The organism is Bradyrhizobium barranii subsp. barranii, from assembly GCF_017565645.3.
Classification (GTDB): Bacteria; Pseudomonadota; Alphaproteobacteria; order Rhizobiales; family Xanthobacteraceae; genus Bradyrhizobium; species Bradyrhizobium barranii.
This window is the reverse complement of record NZ_CP086136.1, coordinates 10,352,441-10,372,588: the sequence shown is the minus strand read 5'-3', so window position 1 is coordinate 10,372,588 and position 20,148 is coordinate 10,352,441. Positions and strand designations below refer to the sequence as shown.

General features: G+C 64.9%; 19 protein-coding genes. 7 read left to right on the top strand and 12 right to left on the bottom strand.

Translation table 11 applies throughout. From position 1 onward, the window contains the following. Positions 1–62: 62 nt before the first annotated feature. Positions 63–662 (bottom strand): polyhydroxyalkanoate synthesis repressor PhaR, encoded by a 600-nt coding sequence (phaR, locus tag J4G43_RS50355; protein WP_071908507.1) that lies wholly within the window; start codon positions 660–662, stop codon positions 63–65. A 304-nt stretch (positions 663–966) separates the two neighbouring features. Here phaR and J4G43_RS50350 point away from each other — a divergent pair, with 304 nt between their 5' ends. The 3 genes from J4G43_RS50350 (at position 967) to yddG (ending at position 4,087) form a co-directional block, all read left to right on the top strand. After that, positions 967–2,145, top strand: a complete 1,179-nt coding sequence (locus J4G43_RS50350) for an acetyl-CoA C-acetyltransferase (RefSeq protein WP_166346296.1) — start codon at positions 967–969, stop codon at positions 2,143–2,145. Positions 2,146–2,391: 246 nt separating this feature from the next. Beyond that, a complete protein-coding gene (gene phbB, locus J4G43_RS50345) occupies positions 2,392–3,117 on the top strand; it encodes an acetoacetyl-CoA reductase (protein ID WP_085403614.1) in 726 nt (241 codons plus the stop codon). 100 nt (positions 3,118–3,217) lie between these two features. Further along, positions 3,218–4,087 (top strand): aromatic amino acid exporter YddG, encoded by an 870-nt coding sequence (yddG, locus tag J4G43_RS50340; protein ID WP_208089208.1) that lies wholly within the window; start codon positions 3,218–3,220, stop codon positions 4,085–4,087. 51 nt (positions 4,088–4,138) lie between these two features. Here yddG and J4G43_RS50335 read toward each other — a convergent pair whose 3' ends face one another. Then, positions 4,139–4,561: a cupin domain-containing protein gene (locus J4G43_RS50335; protein WP_208083507.1), complete on the bottom strand. Its 423-nt coding sequence runs from the start codon at positions 4,559–4,561 to the stop codon at positions 4,139–4,141. A 23-nt stretch (positions 4,562–4,584) separates the two neighbouring features. After that, the gene (gene gloB, locus J4G43_RS50330) at positions 4,585–5,352 is read right to left on the bottom strand and encodes a hydroxyacylglutathione hydrolase (protein WP_166060678.1); all 768 of its coding nucleotides are present in this window, start codon (positions 5,350–5,352) and stop codon (positions 4,585–4,587) included. A gap of 107 nt (positions 5,353–5,459) precedes the next feature. Between gloB and J4G43_RS50325 the strand changes: the two genes are divergently transcribed. Next, entirely contained in the window at positions 5,460–6,200 is a 741-nt protein-coding gene (locus tag J4G43_RS50325; protein WP_014490441.1) for a class I SAM-dependent methyltransferase, read from the top strand. 58 nt (positions 6,201–6,258) lie between these two features. Here the strand turns inward: J4G43_RS50325 and J4G43_RS50320 are convergent, their stop codons facing one another. Together J4G43_RS50320 and prmC are read right to left on the bottom strand one after the other, a co-directional pair. Beyond that, positions 6,259–7,065, bottom strand: coding sequence for a DUF4167 domain-containing protein (locus tag J4G43_RS50320; RefSeq protein WP_208083506.1), 807 nt, complete (start codon positions 7,063–7,065; stop codon positions 6,259–6,261). A 464-nt stretch (positions 7,066–7,529) separates the two neighbouring features. Further along, on the bottom strand, positions 7,530–8,426 hold the full coding sequence (gene prmC, locus J4G43_RS50315; protein ID WP_208083505.1) for a peptide chain release factor N(5)-glutamine methyltransferase: 897 nt from the start codon (positions 8,424–8,426) through the stop codon (positions 7,530–7,532). Between the two features lie 90 nt (positions 8,427–8,516). Between prmC and J4G43_RS50310 the strand changes: the two genes are divergently transcribed. Continuing rightward, complete coding sequence (locus tag J4G43_RS50310; RefSeq protein WP_208083504.1) at positions 8,517–8,942, top strand: HIT family protein; 426 nt, start codon at positions 8,517–8,519, stop codon at positions 8,940–8,942. A 132-nt stretch (positions 8,943–9,074) separates the two neighbouring features. On the opposite strand, the gene J4G43_RS50305 is transcribed toward J4G43_RS50310, so the two are convergent. The 5 genes from J4G43_RS50305 to J4G43_RS50285 all read right to left on the bottom strand — a co-directional run bounded on the left by J4G43_RS50305 (position 9,075) and on the right by J4G43_RS50285 (position 15,032). Continuing rightward, positions 9,075–10,016, bottom strand: a complete 942-nt coding sequence (locus J4G43_RS50305; protein WP_208083503.1) for a DUF5996 family protein — start codon at positions 10,014–10,016, stop codon at positions 9,075–9,077. Positions 10,017–10,171: 155 nt separating this feature from the next. Continuing rightward, positions 10,172–10,870: an ABC transporter ATP-binding protein gene (locus J4G43_RS50300; protein WP_028149500.1), complete on the bottom strand. Its 699-nt coding sequence runs from the start codon at positions 10,868–10,870 to the stop codon at positions 10,172–10,174. Further along, positions 10,867–12,711 carry a branched-chain amino acid ABC transporter ATP-binding protein/permease gene (locus tag J4G43_RS50295; RefSeq protein WP_208083502.1) on the bottom strand — a complete coding sequence of 615 codons (1,845 nt, stop codon included), beginning with the start codon at positions 12,709–12,711 and terminating at the stop codon, positions 10,867–10,869. Before J4G43_RS50295 ends, J4G43_RS50300 begins: the two co-directional genes overlap by 4 nt. An 11-nt stretch (positions 12,712–12,722) precedes the next feature. Further along, on the bottom strand, positions 12,723–13,598 hold the full coding sequence (locus J4G43_RS50290; protein ID WP_014490434.1) for a branched-chain amino acid ABC transporter permease: 876 nt from the start codon (positions 13,596–13,598) through the stop codon (positions 12,723–12,725). A 99-nt stretch (positions 13,599–13,697) separates the two neighbouring features. Then, positions 13,698–15,032, bottom strand: coding sequence for a substrate-binding protein (locus tag J4G43_RS50285; protein WP_208083501.1), 1,335 nt, complete (start codon positions 15,030–15,032; stop codon positions 13,698–13,700). 249 nt (positions 15,033–15,281) lie between these two features. On the opposite strand from J4G43_RS50285, the gene J4G43_RS50280 reads away from it, so the two are divergent. Together J4G43_RS50280 and J4G43_RS50275 are read left to right on the top strand one after the other, a co-directional pair. After that, positions 15,282–15,923 (top strand): DNA-directed RNA polymerase subunit alpha C-terminal domain-containing protein, encoded by a 642-nt coding sequence (locus tag J4G43_RS50280; RefSeq protein WP_208083500.1) that lies wholly within the window; start codon positions 15,282–15,284, stop codon positions 15,921–15,923. A gap of 112 nt (positions 15,924–16,035) precedes the next feature. Further along, positions 16,036–16,506, top strand: a complete 471-nt coding sequence (locus J4G43_RS50275; protein WP_208083499.1) for a MarR family winged helix-turn-helix transcriptional regulator — start codon at positions 16,036–16,038, stop codon at positions 16,504–16,506. An 8-nt stretch (positions 16,507–16,514) separates the two neighbouring features. Here J4G43_RS50275 and prfA read toward each other — a convergent pair whose 3' ends face one another. Continuing rightward, positions 16,515–17,600, bottom strand: a complete 1,086-nt coding sequence (gene prfA / locus J4G43_RS50270; protein ID WP_208083498.1) for a peptide chain release factor 1 — start codon at positions 17,598–17,600, stop codon at positions 16,515–16,517. 57 nt (positions 17,601–17,657) lie between these two features. After that, entirely contained in the window at positions 17,658–19,925 is a 2,268-nt protein-coding gene (ptsP, locus tag J4G43_RS50265) for a phosphoenolpyruvate--protein phosphotransferase (protein ID WP_208083497.1), read from the bottom strand. Positions 19,926–20,148: the final 223 nt, after the last annotated feature.

Below are 20,148 nucleotides of genomic sequence, written 5' to 3'. Positions count from 1 at the left end.
CTGCAATGAACCGGCGGCCCGCGCGCCCGCCGCAGGTGGACGCGCCGGCACGAACGAAATCCCTACTCGTCCTTCTTCGACATCCGCTCGAGGCGTTCCTGCATGTCCTTCATCTGCTGACGAAGGTCGTCGATGTTGCTGGTGTCCGTCGGCGCCGCAGCGCTTGCGTCGGCCTCCGGCTCGGGGCTGGTCGCCGGACGGCCCGCGTTGGGGGCAAACGGCTTGAACATCGAGAAGGTCTGCTGGAACAGCTCCATGTTGCGGCGGACCTGTTCTTCCAACGGAGCAAAAGGAGTGCCGGAGAGCGAGTTGGCGATCTGCTTGCGGAACTTCTCCTGCTCCTGGGTCAGCGTCGCGATCGACTGCTCCAGATATTTCGGCACCACCATCTGCATGCTGTCGCCGTAGAAGCGGATGAGCTGGCGCAGGAAGGTGGTCGGCAGCAGGTTCTGGCCGGCCTTGTTCTCCTGCTCGAAGATGATCTGGGCGAGCACGGAGCGGGTGATGTCGTCGCCGGTCTTGGCGTCGTAGACCAGGAAATCCTCTCCGTCCTTGACCATGGCGGCGAGGTCTTCGAGCGTCACGTAGGTGCTCGTTCCGGTGTTATAGAGCCGGCGGTTCGCGTATTTCTTGATGGTGGTGGGTTGGTCTGATTTCGCCATGGGCTCTCACTTGCAAGCGCGGAGAACGGGAACCCGGCGGATAATGCCGCAGGGCGGGAAGAGTACGCAACGCAACAAAATAAGCATTTTCAAAGGGGTCACGCTACCGTTTTGTGCGCCACGGTTAATCGGGCAGCAAAAACGTGCTTGCGAAAGCGCCAAGAACGCTATTTTGAATGCGTTGCGGCATGAATTCGGTCGCCGGCCGATTGACATGCCTCAACGACGTTAACAGGATGCCATTCGAGACTGGCGAGCCGTTTCCCCAGCCCCGCCTGCCCCCTTTCAACACCAGGAGATGCCCATGTCAGACGATGTCGTCATCGTCAGCGCCGCCCGCACCCCGGTCGGAAGCTTCAACGGAGCGTTCGCGACCCTTCCCGCCCATGACCTCGGCGCCATCGCCATCAAGGCCGCGCTGGAGCGTGGTGGCATCGAGCCCGGCCGGGTCTCCGAAGTCATCATGGGGCAGATCCTGACCGCGGCTCAGGGCCAGAACCCGGCCCGCCAGGCCTCGATTGCCGCCGGCATCCCGGTGGAGAGCCCGGCCTGGGGCGTCAACCAGCTTTGCGGCTCGGGCCTGCGCACCGTCGCGTTGGGCTACCAGGCGCTGCTCAACGGCGATTCCGAGATCGTGGTCGCCGGCGGCCAGGAATCCATGAGCATGGCTCCGCACGCCCAGTATCTGCGCGGCGGCGTCAAGATGGGCCCGGTCGAGTTCGTCGACACCATGATCAAGGACGGCCTGTGGGATGCCTTCAACGGCTATCACATGGGGAACACGGCCGAGAACGTCGCGCGCCAGTGGCAGATTACCCGAGCCCAGCAGGACGAGTTCGCGGTCCACTCGCAGCAGAAGGCCGAGGCGGCGCAGAAGGCCGGCAAGTTCAACGACGAGATCGTTCCCGTCACCATCAAGACCCGCAAGGGCGACATCGTCGTCAGCGCCGACGAATATCCGCGTCATGGCGCAACGCTCGACGGGATGGCGAAGCTCAAGCCCGCCTTCGAGAAGGAAGGCACGGTCACCGCGGGTTCGGCCTCCGGCATCAACGACGGCGCCGCTGCCGTTGTGCTGATGACGGCGAAGCAGGCCGCCAAGGAAGGCAAGAAGCCGCTTGCGCGCATCGTGTCCTGGGCGCAAGCCGGCGTCGATCCGAAGATCATGGGCTCGGGCCCGATCCCGGCCTCGCGCGCCGCGCTGAAGAAGGCCGGCTGGAGCGTCGGCGATCTCGACCTGATCGAGGCCAACGAGGCCTTCGCGGCGCAGGCCTGCGCCGTCAACAAGGATCTCGGCTGGGACACCTCGAAGGTCAACGTCAACGGCGGTGCGATCGCGATCGGCCATCCGGTCGGCGCTTCCGGCGCACGCGTGCTGGTGACGCTGCTGCACGAAATGCAGAAGCGCGATTCGAAGAAGGGCCTCGCCACGCTGTGCATCGGCGGCGGCATGGGTATCGCGATGTGCCTGGCGCGCGACTGAAGCTGACATCTAACTTACGTGTCACTTGCGCGTGCGCTGCACACATAGATGAGTGCATCGCACGCGACTAAAAAGGCGGCGGTTGCAAATCAAATATTCTTCGCAACAGCGCCAGCCTCGACTAAATACAAACGCCCGGCTCGATGCCGGGCGTTTTGTTCTTGATGTCCGTCAAACCAACCGCATAATCCGCATCTAAAACGATAACTCAGAAACGTCCGCAGAGTCCAAGGGAAGGAATACGATATGGCACGTGTTGCACTGGTGACGGGTGGTACGCGGGGCATCGGAGCTGCGATCAGCAAGGCGCTGAAGGCGGCCGGCTACAAGGTCGCGGCAAGCTATGCCGGCAACGATGTGGCGGCGGAGAAGTTCAAGGCCGAGACCGGCATCGCCGTCTACAAATGGGACGTCAGCAATTTCGATGCTTGCGCCGAAGGGGTGAAGAAGGTCGAGGCCGAGCTCGGCCCCGTCGACGTGCTCGTCAACAATGCCGGCATCACCCGGGACACCGCCTTCCACAAGATGACGCTCGAGCAGTGGAACGCCGTGATCAACACCAATCTCGGCTCGCTGTTCAACATGACGCGCCAGGTCATCGAGGGCATGCGCGCGCGCAAGTTCGGCCGCGTCATCTCGATCTCGTCGATCAACGGCCAGAAGGGGCAATTCGGCCAGGTCAACTATTCCGCAGCAAAGGCCGGCGACATCGGCTTCACCAAGGCGCTCGCGATCGAGAACGCCAAGGGCGGCATCACCGTCAACGCGATCGCACCGGGCTACATCAACACCGAGATGGTGCAGGCGGTGCCGAAGGACGTGCTGGAAAAGAACGTGATCCCGCAGATCCCGGTCAATCGTCTCGGCGAACCGGAGGAGATCGCGCGCGCGGTGGTGTTCCTCGCCGCCGACGAGGCCGGCTTCATCACCGGCTCGACGCTGACCATCAATGGCGGCCAGTATCACGCCTGATAGGGCGTCAAGCCTGTAGATTCAGGCGCGACAAGGCGATAGTGAAGACGAAATGCCCGGCCTCGTGCCGGGCATCATCGTCCTCAGGGCCTTTCGATTGATGACCCCGCGCACAGCCACACTGATCGGATTGACCGCGATCCTGATGTGGTCGCTGCTTTCCGTGATGACGGTGGCGACCGGAAAGATTCCGGCGTTCCAGCTCGCCGCCATGACGTTCGCGATCGGCGGTCTCGTCGGCCTCCTCACCTGGGTCGGCCGCGGCGACGCGGCGAGGAGCTTGCGTCAGCCGCTGGTCGTATGGGTCGTCGGCGTCGGTGGCCTGTTCGGCTATCACGCACTGTATTTCCTGGCGCTGCGCTTTGCGCCGCCGGCCGAAGCCGGCCTTTTGAATTACATGTGGCCGCTCCTGATCGTGCTGTTCTCGTCGTTCCTGCCGGGCGAGCGGCTTGCGGTGCATCACATCATTGGTGCCGTGCTCGGCCTCGTCGGCACCGTGCTGCTGTTCGCCGGGAGCACCTCCGGCTTCGCACCGGGCCAGCTGCCGGGATTGATCGCGGCGTTCATCGCAGCGTTCGTCTGGGCGACCTATTCGGTGCTGTCGCGGCGCTTGAAAGCGGTGCCGACCGATGCGGTCGCGGGCTTCTGCCTTGCCACCGCCGCGCTTGCCGCGCTGATGCATGGTCTGCTTGAAACCACGGTGTGGCCGGAGACGACGCTGCAATGGCTCTCCGTGGCCGCTCTCGGCATCGGCCCCGTCGGCGCCGCGTTCTACGCCTGGGACATCGGCATGAAGCGCGGCGACATCCGCGTGCTCGGGGCCGCATCCTATGCGACGCCGCTGCTCTCGACCGGATTCCTCATCGCCGCCGGTTTTGCAAAAGCCAGCGCCAACATCGCTCTCGCCGCGATTCTGATCGCCGGCGGCGGCCTGATCGCGGCGAAGGATATGGTGCTGCGGAAGCGGTGACCGTCGTTCTCGGGTTCGCCGCCATGAGGCGCCAGGGAATGACAGTGCGCCTTACGGCTCCCAGCCCTTCGGCGCGAGCTCGAATTTTGCGAACTCGAATGCGGGCGCCACGCTGCAGCCGACCAGCGTCCACTCTCCCATGCTCTCCGCCATCTGCCAGGCATTCGCCGGCACGATTCCCTGCGGCCGTTCGCCGCTCACAAGATCCGTGCCGAGCCGCACCTCGTGTTGCGAGCAGCCTTCATGCGCGATGCGCAGCGTCAGCGGGCTGCCGGCGTAGTAGTGCCAGATCTCCACGGCGTCGATGCGATGCCAGTGCGAGCGTTCGCCGCGCGCGAGCAGGAAATAAATGAGGGTCGAGCGCGACCGGCCGTTGGTATCAGTGGTCTGGTCACGAAACGTCTCGCGGTAGTGACCGCCTTCGGGATGCGGTCGGAGTTCGAGGCGTGCGATGATCTCGGCTGCGGTCGGCATCGATCCCCGTCAGGATTTCTTCTTCAGGATTTGTTCTTGCGCTCGCGCAGTTCGCCAAACACCGCGGCGGCGTCCGCGCCCTTCATGTGTAGCCTGGTTGCGACCGACGGTTCATCAGCACGCAGGAACACGTTTGCTCGCTTCTCGTCACCAAGCAGTGATGGAATGGTTGGCCTATTCTCGGCCCGCAGCTTTGCCACTTCCGCCGCGCGTGCCTGGAGCGCCACATTGTCGGGGTCGATGGTGAGCGCGAACTTGACGTTGGACGCGGTGTATTCGTGCCCGCAGTAGAGCTTGAAGTCGTCAGGCAGCGCCCGCAGCTTCAGAAGCGAGTCCCACATCATCGGGTAGTCGCCTTCGAACACGCGGCCGCAGCCGATCGAGAACAGCGTGTCGGCCGCGAACAGCGTCTTCTCATTGTCGAACACGTAGGAGATGTGGTCGAGCGTGTGGCCGGGCGTCTCCAGCACGCGCCCCAGCAAGCTGCCGACCTTGACGATGTCGGCATTGGCGACGCGCAGGTCGACGTTGGCGATCTTCGTCGTCTTGTCATGCGGCGCGACGACGCGGCAATTGTATTTCTGCTTGAGTTCTGCGACCCCGCCGACATGATCGCCATGATGATGGGTGATCAGGATGTCGGTGAGCTGCCAGCCCTCGCGCTCAAGCGCCTTCAGGATGGGGCCGGCCTCCGGCGCGTCGATCGACGCCGTCGCCTTGGTTTCCACATCGTGGATCAGATAACCGAAATTGTCGTTTAAACAGGTGAAAGTACGAATTTCGGCGGCCATGTCATCTCCATCGCGCTCAGCCCCGCAGACAAATATGGCGTTAACGTTGCGCAGGCAATGCAATATTCCGGGCGCGGGAGCCGCCTCGTGCATGTTACATTGCCGTCATGACCATTGATGTCGTCGACCTCCGCGAGTTCTACTCCCGTCGCCTCGGGATTGTGGCGCGGCAAATGATCAATCGCGGCATCAGGGAGCGCTGGCCGACCGCCGCGGGCCAGCGTGTGCTCGGCATCGGCTATCCCACCCCTTATCTCGGCCTGTTCCGCGAGGACGCGGAGCGCTGCATCGCCTTCATGCCGTCGGCGCAGGGCGTCTTGAAATGGCCGACGGGCCGGCCGGCGCTGGCCTCGCTGGTCGATGAATTCTCGCTGCCGCTTCCTGACGCCGCGGTCGACCGGATCCTGCTAATTCATGCGCTGGAGATGTCGGATGATCCGGCCGCGCTCTTGCGCGAGGTGTGGCGGGTGCTGTCGCCCTCCGGCCGCGTGATCGCGGTGATCCCGAACCGGCGCGGGGTATGGACCCGCACCGACAGCACGCCGTTCGGTCACGGCCGGCCCTATTCGCGCTCGCAGATCACCGACCTGTTGCGCCAGACCTGGTTCACGCCGACCGCCTGGGGCGAGGCGCTGTTCATGCCGCCCTATGCCGGCGGCTGGGTGCTGAAATCGGCGCAGGTGTGGGAGCGTGCGGGCGCGGCGCTGTCGTTGCCCTTTGCCGGCGTGCACATTGTCGAGGCGACCAAGCAGGTCTATCGCGCGATCCCCGCCAAGCGCGAGCGCGCGCGGCTGATTCCCTCGTTGAAGCCGGTGCTGGTGCCGTCCTCGACGGTGACGCGCACTTGAAAACAAATCGTCCCGGCGCGAGGCCGGGACGATTGCAGATCAGAACATCGGAAAAAGCTTACTCGCCGGAGGCGACTTCGTCGCTGGAGCCGGCCGGAGCCGCCTCGCGCTCGGGGCGCGGGCCATGCGGCCGGCGGCGCCGCCGCGGAAAGCGTTCGCCGCCACCGCCGCCTTCCACGCCACCAGGACCGCCATTCGCGGCACTATTCACTTGCGGCTGTGCGCCGGTGATGAAGGAGGGCAGGCGATCGACGCTGCCGGTGTCGGCAACGACGGGCTGCGGCTGGTTCAGCGGCAGCGGCAGCGGCAGCGGCTGCGGCTGATATTGCGGCTGCGCACGATGGTCGCGTTCGCGATGTTCGCGGGGCTGCTGGTTGTCGCGCTGATAGGGCTGCTGGCCGTCACGCGGCTGATGATCACGCTGGTGATCGCGCTGGCCGTCGCGGTCGCGCATGAAGGGCTGTTGCTGCTGCGGCGGCTGCGGGACGAAGCCCGGCTCCTGGCCGAAATTCGAGAAATTCTCGCCGTCGTCCTCGCTGTCGTCGCTGCTGTTGCTGACGGGCTCGTCGCCGCGCGGCTGCTGGTTCTGGCGGAACTGTTCCTGGGCTGCCGCGATCAGGCGGAAATAATGCTCGGCGTGCTGGTAGTAGTTCTCGGCGGCGACCGGGTCGCCGGAAGAGCGCGCATCGCGCGCGAGCTGAAGATATTTTTCGGCGATGTGCGAAGCCGTGCCGCGGATCTTGATGTCGGGTCCGTTCGATTCGTAAACCCGGGTCATCGGGTTCTGGCCGCGCCGGTTGTTGTTGTTGTTATTATTATTGTTATTGCGGTTGCGCATCCGCTGCTTGTTCTGACCGTTTCTCATGTCCTGCCTTTAATTCCAGCCCTAAAGGTTGCACGCGTTACTGATTGCTCGGAGTGACCTGATGACAGCGGTTCACATCTCTCGTGCGCACCGCGCGCAAGAGCGGCTTGAACCCTGCCGATGTCCGTCGACCGTCGCGTTCAACAAAGACGCGTTCCCCACCCGCCAGCATCCATTGCCAGCGAACCCATTCATATCGCCTGCCGAAACAAGCCCAGCTTTGTTGCGTAAGTCTTCAAGCGCAATATCAGGCTTTCGTTCACTTTGCGGTCGGAGAGCAGCGCAGCTCCAATGGCCATCGCGCTCAACAGGACCTGCGGCTTGGAACCTTTAAATCAGTAAAGCTCTCGCCCGAGAGCCCGGCTTTTGCCCGTAGGTCTACGGGGCCGGCACCGATGTGTTGACCGGAACGTAGTCGTTCCCAAGGGATATTCCAAGAGGTTTTTTGCAACCCGATCCGGCTTTTATGGGGGCATTTTTCGGGCCGAAACCGCCCGCGGGATGCCCGCCAAATCGGCCTTGGGCGGCCTGTCCACAGACAACGCGGCAGCCGTCATCAAGGTTTCAATATCGCGGGCCTGCCCTTGCCCCGCCTCGACGATCAACGCCCCGCCGGGGGCGAGCCGCTCGGCCGCCTGCGGGATCAGGGCGCGGTAGGCGTCATAGCCGTCATTGCCGCCGTCGAGCGCCAGATGCGGATCGTGCTCGCGCACGTCGAGGCTCAGTTTCGGAATTTCCCCTGAGGGAATATAGGGCGGATTCGACACGATGAGATCGAACGGGCCGCGCAGCGCCGCCGCATAGGAGCAGGCGACGAAGCCGGAACGGTCGGCGAGGCCCAGTGCTGCGGCATTGCTCCGCGCGGTGTCGAGCGCGGAGAGGCTGAGATCGGTTCCGACACCGAAGGCATCGGGAATTTCGTGCAGCAACGCGAGCAGGATCGCGCCGGATCCAGTGCCGATATCCGCGATTCGCGGGCGCGGCCCCGATATCGCGGCCTCCCGAAAGATTTCCAGTGCCAGTTCGACCACGGTCTCGGTGTCCGGCCGCGGCACCAGCGCCGCCTCGGACAGTTGGAACGGCAGGCCCCAGAATTCGCGCGCGCCGAGAATGCGGGCGACCGGCTCATGCGCGAGCCGGCGCTGCGCATAGGCTTCGAGCCGCGCAGCCTCTTCGGGCGTGAGCTGGCGCGCCGCCTGCGTGACGATGCCGGTCAAATCAAGCCTCAGCGCGGCTCCGACGAGCAGGCGCGCGTCGAGGGCGGGCTCTTCGATGCCGGCCGATTGCAGTCGCGCCGCAAGCGCGCGCCGCGCGCTCTCGATGCTGTGTCCGGAATCGAAACCTGTCGCCAATGGAGCCATCCTGCCTGGTATCGTGGATAGATCGGCGGCATTGCTTGCGTCAACGGAAAGGAGCGCGTCTGATCGCACCTCGCAGCGTGGGAGGGATCCATGGCGGCTTACGACGATCAGAACGTCTTCGCAAAGATCCTGCGCGGCGAGATTCCCTGCTTCGAGGTTTTCAGGGACGACCGCAGCCTCGCCTTCCTCGACATCATGCCCCGCTCGCCCGGACACACGCTGGTCATCCCCCGGGCGCCGGCGCGCGGCATCCTCGACATCGCGGATGACGATCTCGCCGCGGTCGCCCGAACCGGCAAACGGATCGCGATTGCGGCGATGAAGGCGTTCGGCGCGGAGGGTATCATCCTGCAGCAGTTCAGTGAACCGGCGAGCGGGCAGGTGGTCTTCCACCTGCACATGCACGTCATGCCGGTCAGGGCCGGAATCGAGCTGCTGCCGGCGCAGACGCGCAAGGAAGACATGGCCGTGCTCGCCGATCACGCCAAGCGGATGATTGCGGCACTTGGCAGTTGATCGAGATAGCGCTGCAGCAAGACCGGACGGGTAGAGCTGTTGCGAAACCCATCATCGAGACAAACTCGAAATCGACTGGCGCAGCTTCGCTCCACCGAAACTGCGAGCCAGCGATCTTTCATCGAACCTTCATCAGTTCCTGTTCAGCGGGCGGGGTCGAAGGGGAGAGCCAATCGGACATTCGAGCGCGGCACGATCCCAGCGTCCGACATCAGCTGCTGCCTGATAGGTGGTTTGCAGAAACGCCATGAGCGTGGCCTCTGGCTCGCTGGATTTTCGCACAAGGTCGTAGGGCAGGAGATATTCGCCGAGCTTCCGATCGAAGTATGCGCCCGCCGGCATGACCTGTCCGTCAGCAAAGCCATTCGGGGTGGGGTAGGCATAGGAGTAGAAAGCCGCAAAGTCTGTGCCACCTCCGCCCGGCCAAAAGCCGGCGGACGAGACCTCATCGCTATAGGCCTCGCGTGTCACGACGTCCGGCAAACCCGGGACGCCACCCGGGTGAAGCGGAGCGGAACGCCCAGAGAAGCGCGTCACCGCGAGATCGAAGCTGCCCCAGAAGAGATGGACCGGACTGACCTTCCCGGTGAACCCCGTCCGAAACCGATAAAACACTCCGTTGATCGCGACGAGGGCGCGGAAGAACCGCGTCACGGCGTCTGCGTCATAGGGCCTGATCTGGCGGTCCTCCGTGAACGGGATCGGATCTGGAACCTCACTGGGCCGACCGTCAAATTCTGGTGTTCCGCCGAGATGTCCTACCAAATCACAGAACCGGGCGTGAAATTCGGCGACGGACATTCGCCCGAGCGGCATTTCCGCCCTGCGCCCATCAGCTGCTTCTCCGATCAGGACGTGACGGGAGAGATCGAAGACGATCTCGATACCTGATGCGTCTGGAATCAGCGAAGTCGTGAGCCCGCGTGCATTCACGTAGAAGGTCGCGTGCCAGGAATGGTTGACCCATGGCGTTCTCGCGAGCCGATACTTGCCGACAATCTGGCAATACAGATGAAGCGCGGAACAGGTTTCGCTCCATGCCTCGAAGGGAATCTCCGGCCAGATCGCGCTCATAGCGTCTCCTCCCTCAGGTTCGGTTCGGCTTGGCAAGACCTCACCTCGGCTAAAGGCGACCCTGTGTCCGCTTTGGGCCCAAGGCGACATTCCGGGGACGAGGCCGCATGCTACCCCCTCGAAAGCAGATATCCCGGAGTTTAGGAGGACTCGACCTAGACGCCAAGGTATCGCTGCAGCAGCTCCGGCTGGGCCTTGAGCTCCTGCGCCGGCCCCTCGTGCACGATGTGGCCGTTGTTGATGATGTAGATCCGCGTCGCCAGCGCCAGCGTCGCTGCCAGATTCTGCTCGACCAGCACGATGGTCTGGCCGGCGGCCGCGAGCTCGCGGCAGGCCTTGACGAGATCGTGGACGATGACGGGCGCGAGCCCCTCGAACGGCTCGTCCAGCAGCACGATCTTGGGATCGCGCACCAGCGCCCGGGCGATCGCGAGCATCTGCTGTTCGCCGCCGGAGAGCTCGGTGCCGCGGTTGTTGCGCCGCTCCTTCAGCCGCGGAAACATCTCGTAGATGCGCTCGAGCGGCCAGCGCTTCGGTGCGGTGATCCCGGCGAGGACGATGTTCTCCTCCACCGACAAGCTGCCGAAGATCCGGCGCTCCTCGTGCACGAGCTGCATGCCGGCCTGCGCGATTCTGTGGCTCTTGCGTCCAGCGATATCGATGCCGTCGAACTTTACGCTGCCGCTGCGGGGCGTCACGACGCCCATCAGGCTCTTGAGCGTCGTGCTCTTGCCGGCGCCGTTCCGCCCGAGCAGTGCCACCACCTCGTGCCGCTCGACGCGCATGGCGACGTCGAACAGGATGTGGGAGTCGCCGTAATAGCTGTTCAGGCCATTGACCTCGATCAGGCTCATGCGGCGATCTCTCCGTGAACGCCGCCGAGATAGGCTTCCTGCACTGCGGCGTTGGTCCTGATTTCCTCCGGTGTGCCGTCCAGCAGCACCTTGCCCTCCTGGAGCACCGTCACGCGCTCGACCAGCTCGAACAGCGAATCCATGTCGTGGTCGATGATGATCATGGTGCGGCCGCGCGCGATCGATTTGAGCAGCTTGACGGTCTCGACGCGCTCGCGCGGGCTCATGCCGGCGAGCGGCTCGTCGAGCAGCAGCAGGCGTGGCGAGGTGGCGAGCGCAAGCCCGATCTCCAGCCGGCGCTTCTCGCCATAGGCGAGCTCGGATACCGGCGTGTCGGCGCGGCGGGTCAAATTGACCAGGGCGAGCGTGTGCTCGACCTGCTCCGTCAGGCCCTTCACGCCCGAGAGCTTGCGGAACAGGTCGAGCCGGAATTTTCCGCGCAGCTCGGCGAGTGCGGCGATCGTCAGGTTCTGCCGCACCGTGAGGCCCGTGAAGAGCTGGTTGACCTGGTAGCTCTTGGTGAGGCCGGTCTGGCAGACCTCGGTGACCTTCAATCCCGTGATGTCGCGGCCCTCGAACACGATCTGGCCGGAGGTCGGCGCGATCTCGCAGGTCAGCATCTTGAAGAAGGTCGATTTGCCGGCGCCGTTGGGGCCGATGATGCCGCGCAACTCGCCCTGATTGACGCTGAAATCGATGTCGCTGTTGGCGACGAGACCGCCATAGCGCTTGGTCAGGCCGGTGGCTTTCAGGATCGGCCCGGAATAGGCGGGATGCGCGACCTCCTTGGCCTGCATCGGCGCCGGCGGAGCTTGCTGTGGCGTCTCGATCTCGGCCTCCTCCTCCGTCTCCGCAGCCTTCCGCGCTCGCTTGCCGGACGCGAGGCCGTAGAGATCGACGAGGCCGCCCACAATGCCGCCGCGCAGGAAGCAGACCAGCACCACGAACACGACGCCCAGCACCAGCTTCCAGGCCGCTCCGAGGCCCAGCGCGGACTGGAGGAAATCCTGAAGGAACAGCCAGACTGTTGCGCCGACCAGCGGTCCGAACAGCGTGCCGCGGCCGCCGATGGCAGTCTGCATCACGAGCTGGCCCGAGGTGTCGAAGGTGAAGGCGTCGGGCGGCATGAAGGCCTGCAATACGCCGAGCAGGCCGCCGGCGAAGCCCGCGTAGGCCGCAGCGATTACGAAGGCGGTCAACTTGTAGCCGTGGATGTTGTGGCCGACGGCGGTGGCGCGCAGCGGATTGTCGCGGATCGCGCTCAGAATCGCGCCGACAGGCGAGCGGACGATCCTGAGCGCGATGATGACGCCGATGAAGTAGCACAGTGCGATGAACTGATAGAGCGACCAGCCATTGGTGAAGTGGATGGTGGTGAAGCCGAGATTGAAGCTCGGCGTCGGTACGCCCGGCAGGCCGTTCTCGCCGCCGGTGAAATCCGAGAGCGGATTGAACTCGACGAAGAAGAACACCTCCGCGATCGCCACCGTGATCATGGCGAAATAGATGCCGGTGCGGCGCAGTGCGATCAGGCCGATCAGATAGCCGGTCGCGGCCGCCGCGATCATGCCGATGATCAGTGCGCCCAGCACGTTGCCGAAACCCGCGCGGGTCAGGAGGTAGGCCGCGACAAAGCCGCCGGTACCGTAGAAGGCGGACTGGCCGAACGACAGCAGGCCGGTGAATCCGAACAGGATGTCGAAGCCGAGACCGAACAGGCCCCAGACCAGGATCCGGTTCACGGTGTTCGGGGCGAAGCCGAGATGAGGCAGCACGAACGGGGCTGCGATCAAACCGATCGCGGTCAGGGTCTCGATCAGGAACGGGCGTTGCTTGAGCATCAGGAAATCGCTTACTCGCGGCCCTGGACGCCGAGCAGGCCATGCGGTCGCACCACGAGCACGAGCGTCATCGCCGCAAACAGCATCACATAGGCGTAGCCGGGGTTGAACATGGAGGTGACGCTGATGATCTCGCCGGCGATCAGGCCGCCGAGGATCGCGCCCGGAAACGAGCCGACGCCGCCGATCACCACCACCACGAAGGTCTGGACCAGGATGTCGTCGCCGATGCCCGGTGTCAGCGACACCACCGGCGCGTTGACGATGCCGGCAAATCCGGCGGCCATCGCGCCGATGCCGAACACGACCATGAAGACGCGGTAGACGTTGATGCCGAGCGAATCGACCATCACCGAATCCTCGATCCCGGCGCGCACGATCATGCCGAGCCGGGTCCGGTAGAGGACGATGAACAGTGCGCCGAGGGCGACCGCGACGATGCCGACGACGGCGAGGCGGTAGGTCGGATAGAACATGAAGCCGAGATTGGTGATGCCCTGGAACAGGGCCGGCGGCGGAACCAGCTGCGACTGGCTCGAGAAGATCAGGCGCACGAGCTCGACGAAACAGATGCCGAGCCCGAAGGTCACGAGCAGCTGATCCTCGTGCGGGCGATGATAGAAATGGCGGATGATGACGCGTTCCATCGCGACGCCGAGCAGCATCACGAACAGCGAGCCCGCGATGACGGCGATGATGAAGGATTCCGTGTACTGGTAGGCGACGAAGCCGGCATAGCCGCCGATCATGAACATCGCGCCATGCGCGAGGTTGAGCACGCCGAGCGTGCCGTAGATGATGGTCAGGCCGGAGCTGATCAGCGCGAGCAGGGCGCCGAGCGCGAGCCCGTTGAAAAGCTGCGAAACGAGGTTGGGCCAACTGATCATGCGACAATCGCCGTTGTGACGCGCCATGGTGCGCGTCAGAAAAAGGTGACGCCGCAGGACCAGAGTGCAGCCCGCGGCGTCACAGGGGTTAGCGCGGGCTCAGCTGTAATCGCCGGGATGGCAGCCGAACGCGTCCGGTTTCTGCATCAGGCCTTCACCGGGGACGATCTCGACGACGTCGTACCAGTCTTCCTTGTTCTTCATGTCCTTCTGCTGCTTGCCCTTCACGATGATCACCGGGCGGACGCATTGGTGATCCTCGGGGCGGTAATGCACGTCGCCGACCAGGGAAGGGATCGTCTCGCCCTTCTCGTAGGCCTTGATCACGTCGGGCGGATTGAAGCTGCCGGCCTGCTCGCACATGTGGGCCCAGTGCGCGAAGCTGACATAGGCGTTCTCGGCGCCCCATTCGGGCTTGTAGCCGTACTTCTTCTCGAAGGCCTCGTTGAACATCTTGGCGAGCGGGAACTTGTCCTCGATCGTCCACCAATAGTCGGTGGCGGCGTAGACGCCCTGCATCAGGCCGCCGGTCTCGCGCGCGATGAAGGGCACCTGGTAGGGAACGACCAGCTTCATCTTGTCGAGCACGCCGAACTGCTTGGCCTGCTGGGTCGACAGCACCGCGTCGTGACCCCAGTTGACGTTGATGAGCACGTCGGCGCCGGAGTTCGCGACGTTCAGCAGATACGAGGAGTAGTCGGGCGCGCCGAGCGGTGCGACCTGGTTGGTCACCGTCGTCCAGCCCGCGGTCGCGAGGAAGTCTTGCATCGACTTGGTGACGGTGTGGCCGTAGGTGTAATCAGGCGTCAGGTAGGCGGCCTTCTTGTTTTTGCCGAACTCCCTCACCATCACCGGGCCGATCGCCGCGGCGGCGGTCTGGCCGAAGAAATTCTGGCGGAAGCCGTAGCGAACGCAGTCCTTGCCGGTGGTGTCGTTCGAGCCGGAAATGCCGCACACGAACAGCACGTGTTCGCGCTGCGCGAGCTTGTTGAGCGCGACCGCAACGGCGCTCGACGTGCCGCCGGTGATCATGATCGCCTTGTTCTCGCTGATGAAGCGTTGCTGCGCCTGCACCGCCTCGTTCGGCTTGGCCGCGGAATCCGCGACGCCGAACTTCAGCTCCTTGCCGAGCACGCCCTTGCTGGTCTTCGGCGAGATCTTCTTGATCAGGTCGTGGCCGCTGTTGATGTGCTCGATCGCGAGCTGGTAGCCCTTGAGTTCGTCCTCGCCCTGCACGGCGTAGGTGCCGGTGCGCGGGACCGAGATTCCGATGAAGGCGGTGGAACCCGAAACGCCGGCGGGATACGAGCCGATCGCCGGCTTGTCCTCGGCAAAGGCCGGCATCGCGGGCAGCATCGAGCCGCCGATGAGGCCGGCGGTGGTCTGGAGCAGGCCACGGCGCGAGAGGCCGCGGCGGATGAGATCGTCAGTCATGGTCGTTTCCTCCGAACATCGTTCTTGTTTGCAGGCGCAAGCACGACCTGTCCGGCCAGCCGACCTCGCTGGCCTGCCGCGTCGGGCACGTCACATCCGCGTGTAGCTCTTGGTCCTAAGCATTGCTTGTGAAGCCCTCCTGTCAATTTCGTCTTTGGTCGAACGACGAAAATTATCACGTGAAAACATATCGGATCACGATATATATTAGTCTTTGTGAGTACGAGGCTGGCGGGTTCGGCGAGAGAAATGGCGCGGCAGACGACAGTGGCGGGTGCCCGGAAGCGACGATCCTGGCCGCAGGAGGCGGAGCGGCCGGAGGCCGCGTGGCCCGCGGGGGAGGGCAGCGACCAGCGCGCGGCGCCGCAGTCGGGCGATGCCTCCCGCGTGTCCGAGCCGCGCAGCCGTTCAGCCGGCCGGCGCGGACCCCTCGTCGGCTCCGTCCAGGCCAAGGTCCAGGTCAAGGTCCAGGCCAAGCGCGCCCCCGGCCCGATGCAGAAGCTGAGCGTGCGCGCGCAGAATGCTCTGAAGGAGCTTGCGGTGGAGCTCACCGGCGAACAGCCGCCGAAGGGGAATTGGTTGCCGTCGCGCGAGCTGCTGCTCGCGCTGACGGCCGAGCGCCTTGCGACCGCGCGCAACTGCGGACCTCACACGATGCGGGAGATCGTGGATTGGGCGCAGGGCTGCGGCGTGACCATCAAGCCGGTGATCCCGCCCGGCGGCTCGCTCTCGCAGATGTGGGCGGAGTTGATTGCCAATGCGTCGGCCGGGGCCTTGACGAGCGCCGAGATCGCCAGCGCGCTCCAGCGCTCGATCAGGCGAAAGAGCGTTCGCATCCCGATCGCGTTTCAGGTCATCCTGGTGAAGATCCTGCTCTCCAGTTTCGAATAGGCCCCGATATTTGTGCATCTGCGGCGCCGCTCGGTTGGTTCCGCCGGTCCTTCCTTGCTAGTCTCGGCGGTGACCACCCGCTTCATCGGCGGGCTCGACGTCGCAGGCAGGAATGACTCAATCGAAGCGGAAGACGACGCGTCCCGCGTCCGCGGCGCCCTCAAAGGGCGGCGCGATGCGTGAGGCCGACTACGCGGCGCTCGCACAGTTCCGCTATCAGCTCCGGACCTTCCTGGCGTTCAGCGAAGCCGCGGCCCAGAGTGCGGGGTTGACGCCGCAGCAGCATCAGGCGCTGCTGGCGATCAAGGGGCTGGCCGCCCCCGACGGCGCAAGCGTCGGCGACATCGCGCGCTTCCTCCTGATCCGGCACCATACCGCGGTGGAGCTGGTGGATCGCATGGCGAAGCTGAAGCTGATCGGCCGGGAAGGCGATCCGCAGGACGCAAGACGCGTCCTCGTCAGGCTGACGGCAAAGGGCGAGCAGAAGCTGCGATCGCTCTCGCGCATTCACCTGGACGAGCTGAGTGCCGCCGCACCCGCTCTGGCCAAGATCCTGCGATCGTTCCGGGCCAAAGCGCGCTGAGGCGCGGTTCACGCGGCTGCGCCTTGCGCGGCGAGCTGTGCGGCTTGATGCTCGGTGGTCAGCGCGTCGGTCAATTCGCCGAGCGCTTCGCCGGCGATCACCTGCGGCAGCTTGTAGAGCGTCAGGTTGATGCGGTGGTCGGTGACGCGGCCTTGCGGGAAATTATAGGTGCGGATGCGCTCGCTGCGGTCGCCGGAGCCGACCTTCTCCTTGCGCTCGGCCGAGCGCGCGGCGTCGACGCGCTGGCGCTCGGCATCGTAGATGCGCGAACGCAGGATGTTCATGGCGGAGGCGCGGTTCTTGTGCTGCGAGCGGCTGTCCTGCATCATCACCACGATACCGGTCGGGATGTGGGTGATACGGATCGCCGATTCGGTCTTGTTGACGTGCTGGCCGCCGGCGCCCTGCGCCCGCATGGTCTCGATCCGCAGATCGTCGTTCTTGATATCGACGTCGACCTCCTCGACCTCCGGCAGCACGGCGACCGTCGCCGCGGAGGTGTGGATGCGTCCCTGCGTCTCGGTGTCGGGCACGCGCTGCACGCGATGCACGCCGGATTCGAATTTCAGTTTCGAGAACGCGCCGCGGCCCTGGACCTCCGCGATGATTTCCTTGTAGCCGCCGACCGTGCCTTCGCTGGCCGAGATCACCTCGACCTTCCAGCCCTGCAAGCTGGCGAACCGCTCGTACATCCGGAACAGATCGCCGGCGAACAGCGAGGCCTCGTCGCCGCCGGTGCCGGCGCGGATTTCCAGCACCACGTTGCGGTCGTCCATGGCGTCCTTGGGCAGCAGCGCGACGCGAATCTTCTGGACCAGCTCTTCGATCTTAGGCGTCAGCTCGTTGCGCTCGGCTTCAGCCATGCCGCGCATCTCGGCATCCGTCGCGGGATCGGCGATCAGCGCCTCGGTGTCGGCGAGCTCTTTCACGGCCGAGCGATAGGCCTTCACCGCCTCGATCAGCGGGGCGAGCTCGGCGAGCTCGCGGGTGATCTGCACATAGCGTTCGGAGGCGAGCTGGCCGAGCGATTCGGCCTCGAGCGAGGCGTGATGCGCGAGCAGGACGTCCAGTTTGGCTTCGGGGAGTGACGACATCGGTTCAGTCTCAAATGGCGGAAGAGGGCGAGGCGGCGGGAGGGGGCGACAGGCCCGCTACAACGCCAGGCCTTCGGCCTGGGCAAATTCCGTCAGCTTCTGCCGGATCGAGACGCTGCCGGAGGGCGCGTCCAGCAGCGGGCCGAGCATCGCTTCGGCCTTCTTCGCGTCGAGATCGATGACCATCGCCTTGACCGGGCCGAGGGCCGTCGCCGAGAGCGACAGCGAACGATAGCCCATCGCGATCAGCGCCAGCGCGCCGATCGGCTTGGAGGCCATCTCGCCGCACAGCGATAACGACTTCTTCGCATCGTTCGACTTCCGCGCGATCTCGCGCAGCACGCGCAGGATCGGCGCCGACATGGTGTCGAAGCGCTCGGAAACCTTGGCATTGCCGCGGTCGACCGCGAACAGGAACTGGAACAGATCGTTGGACCCGACCGAGATGAAGTCGACCTTCTTCAGGAGCTCGTCGAGTTGGTAGAGCAGGGCGGGCACCTCGACCATGGTGCCGATGTCGATCCGCTCCGGCAGGGTGTGGCCGTGCTGGCGCAGATAGGTCAGCTCGCGCTCGACCAGCGCCTTCGCGGAGTCGAATTCGGCGACCTCCGAGATCATCGGGAACATGATCCGCAGCGCGCGGCCGCCACCGGCGCGCAGCAGCGCGCGGATCTGGCCGCGCAGCAGACCGGGGCGATCGAGGCCGAGCCGGATCGCGCGCCACCCGAGTGCGGGATTCTCCTCGATCACCGCTTCCATATAGGGCAGTGCCTTGTCGCCGCCGATGTCGAGGGTGCGGAAAGTGACGGGCTTGGTGCCCGCGGCATCCAGCACCGTGCGATAGAGCGCGAGCTGGTCGCTGGTGCGCGGCAGGCTCTGTCCGACCATGAATTGCAGCTCGGTGCGGAACAGGCCGATGCCGGCGCTGCCGGTGTCCTCGATATGCGGCAGGTCGATCGCAAGACCTGCGTTGATCATCAGCTCGACCTTCTGCCCGTCCTTGGTGACGCAGGGACGGTCGCGCAGCGCAAGGTATTGCGCCTGGCGGCGGGCGCGGAAGCGCACGCGTTCGGCGAAGGCCGCTTCGACCTCCTGCGACGGGCGCACATAGATCGAGCCCGAGGTGCCGTCGACGATGATGGCGTCGCCGGGATCGGCGATGCCGGGCGCGTTCGGGACTTCGCCGACCGCGGGGATGCCGAGCGCGCGGGCGACGATAGAGACGTGGGAGTTGGCGGTGCCTTCCTCCAGCACGATGCCGCGCAGGCGCTTGCGGTCGTAGTCGAGCAGCGCCGCCGGGCCCATTGCGCGCGCGATGACGATGGCATTGTCGGGCAATTGCTCGCGCGACGGCGCGTGGTCCTGGCCGACCAGCTGCCGCATCAGGCGGTAGCCGAGATCCTCGAGATCGTGCAGCCGGTCGCGCAAATAGGGATCGGTCGAGCGCAGCATGCGCGCGCGGGTGTCGGACTGCACGCGTTCGACGGCGGCTTCCGCCGTGAGGCCGGTGGCGACCGCCTCATGCAGCTTGTGCGACCAGCCCTGGTCGTTGGCGAACATGCGATAGGCTTCCAGCACCTCGCGGTGCTCGCCGCCCTCGGCAACGTCGCCACGCTCCAGCATGCGGTCGAGATCGGCGCGCAGCTTGGCGAGCGCGGTGTCGAGCCGCTTGATCTCCTTCGGCAGATCCTCGGCGATGTAGTCCTTGATGACGACGCGCGGCTCGTGCAGCACGACATGGCCGAGCGCAATGCCCTCCGAGAGGATGGCGCCGACCTTCTGCGCCGAATGGCGCGCGGCCGGCTCCTGGCCCGGCTGGGCCAGCGCAGACAATTCGCCGGAGGCGATCAGCTCCGCCAGCACCATCGCGGTGGTCTGGAGCGCCTCGAGCTCCTCCTCGACATAATTGCGCTTGGCGCGGTTCTGCACCACCAGCACGCCGAGCGTGTTGCCGGCGCGCAGGATCGGCACGCCGAGGAAGGAGTGGTAGATTTCTTCGCCGGTCTCCGGGCGGAACGAGAAGGCCGGGTGGCTTTGCGCGTCGCTGAGGTTGAGCGGAGTCGCCTCGCTGGCGACGAGGCCGACCAGGCCCTCATGGGCGCTCAGCACGGTGTGGTGCACCGCCTCGCGGTTGAGACCTTCGGTGGCGTAGAGCTCGAGCGTGTTGTCGATGCGCAGCACATAGACCGAGCACACCTCGGCCACCATATTGGCGGCGATCAGCACCACGATCTTGTCCAGCCGCTCCTGGGCCGAGACCTGCTCCGCCATGGTTTCGCGGAGCCGTCTCAACAAGACGCGGGGACCTCCCGACGCGCTCCGCATGAACCGTCAATCTCCTCCGTCTGCCTGGCCCGGCGGTATCGGCCGGCGGCTGGCCCAAAATTCCAGAAAAACAACCAAATTGTTCGTCCGGCGCAGGCACAAACACAAATCTACTCAAGATTTAGCGCTTGCACCGAATCAGCGCCGCCTGAACTGGGACACAGTCTGCGGCAGCCCACCCTGTTCGCCGTATAGCGAATTGAGGCTTGTTTTGCCAAGCAAA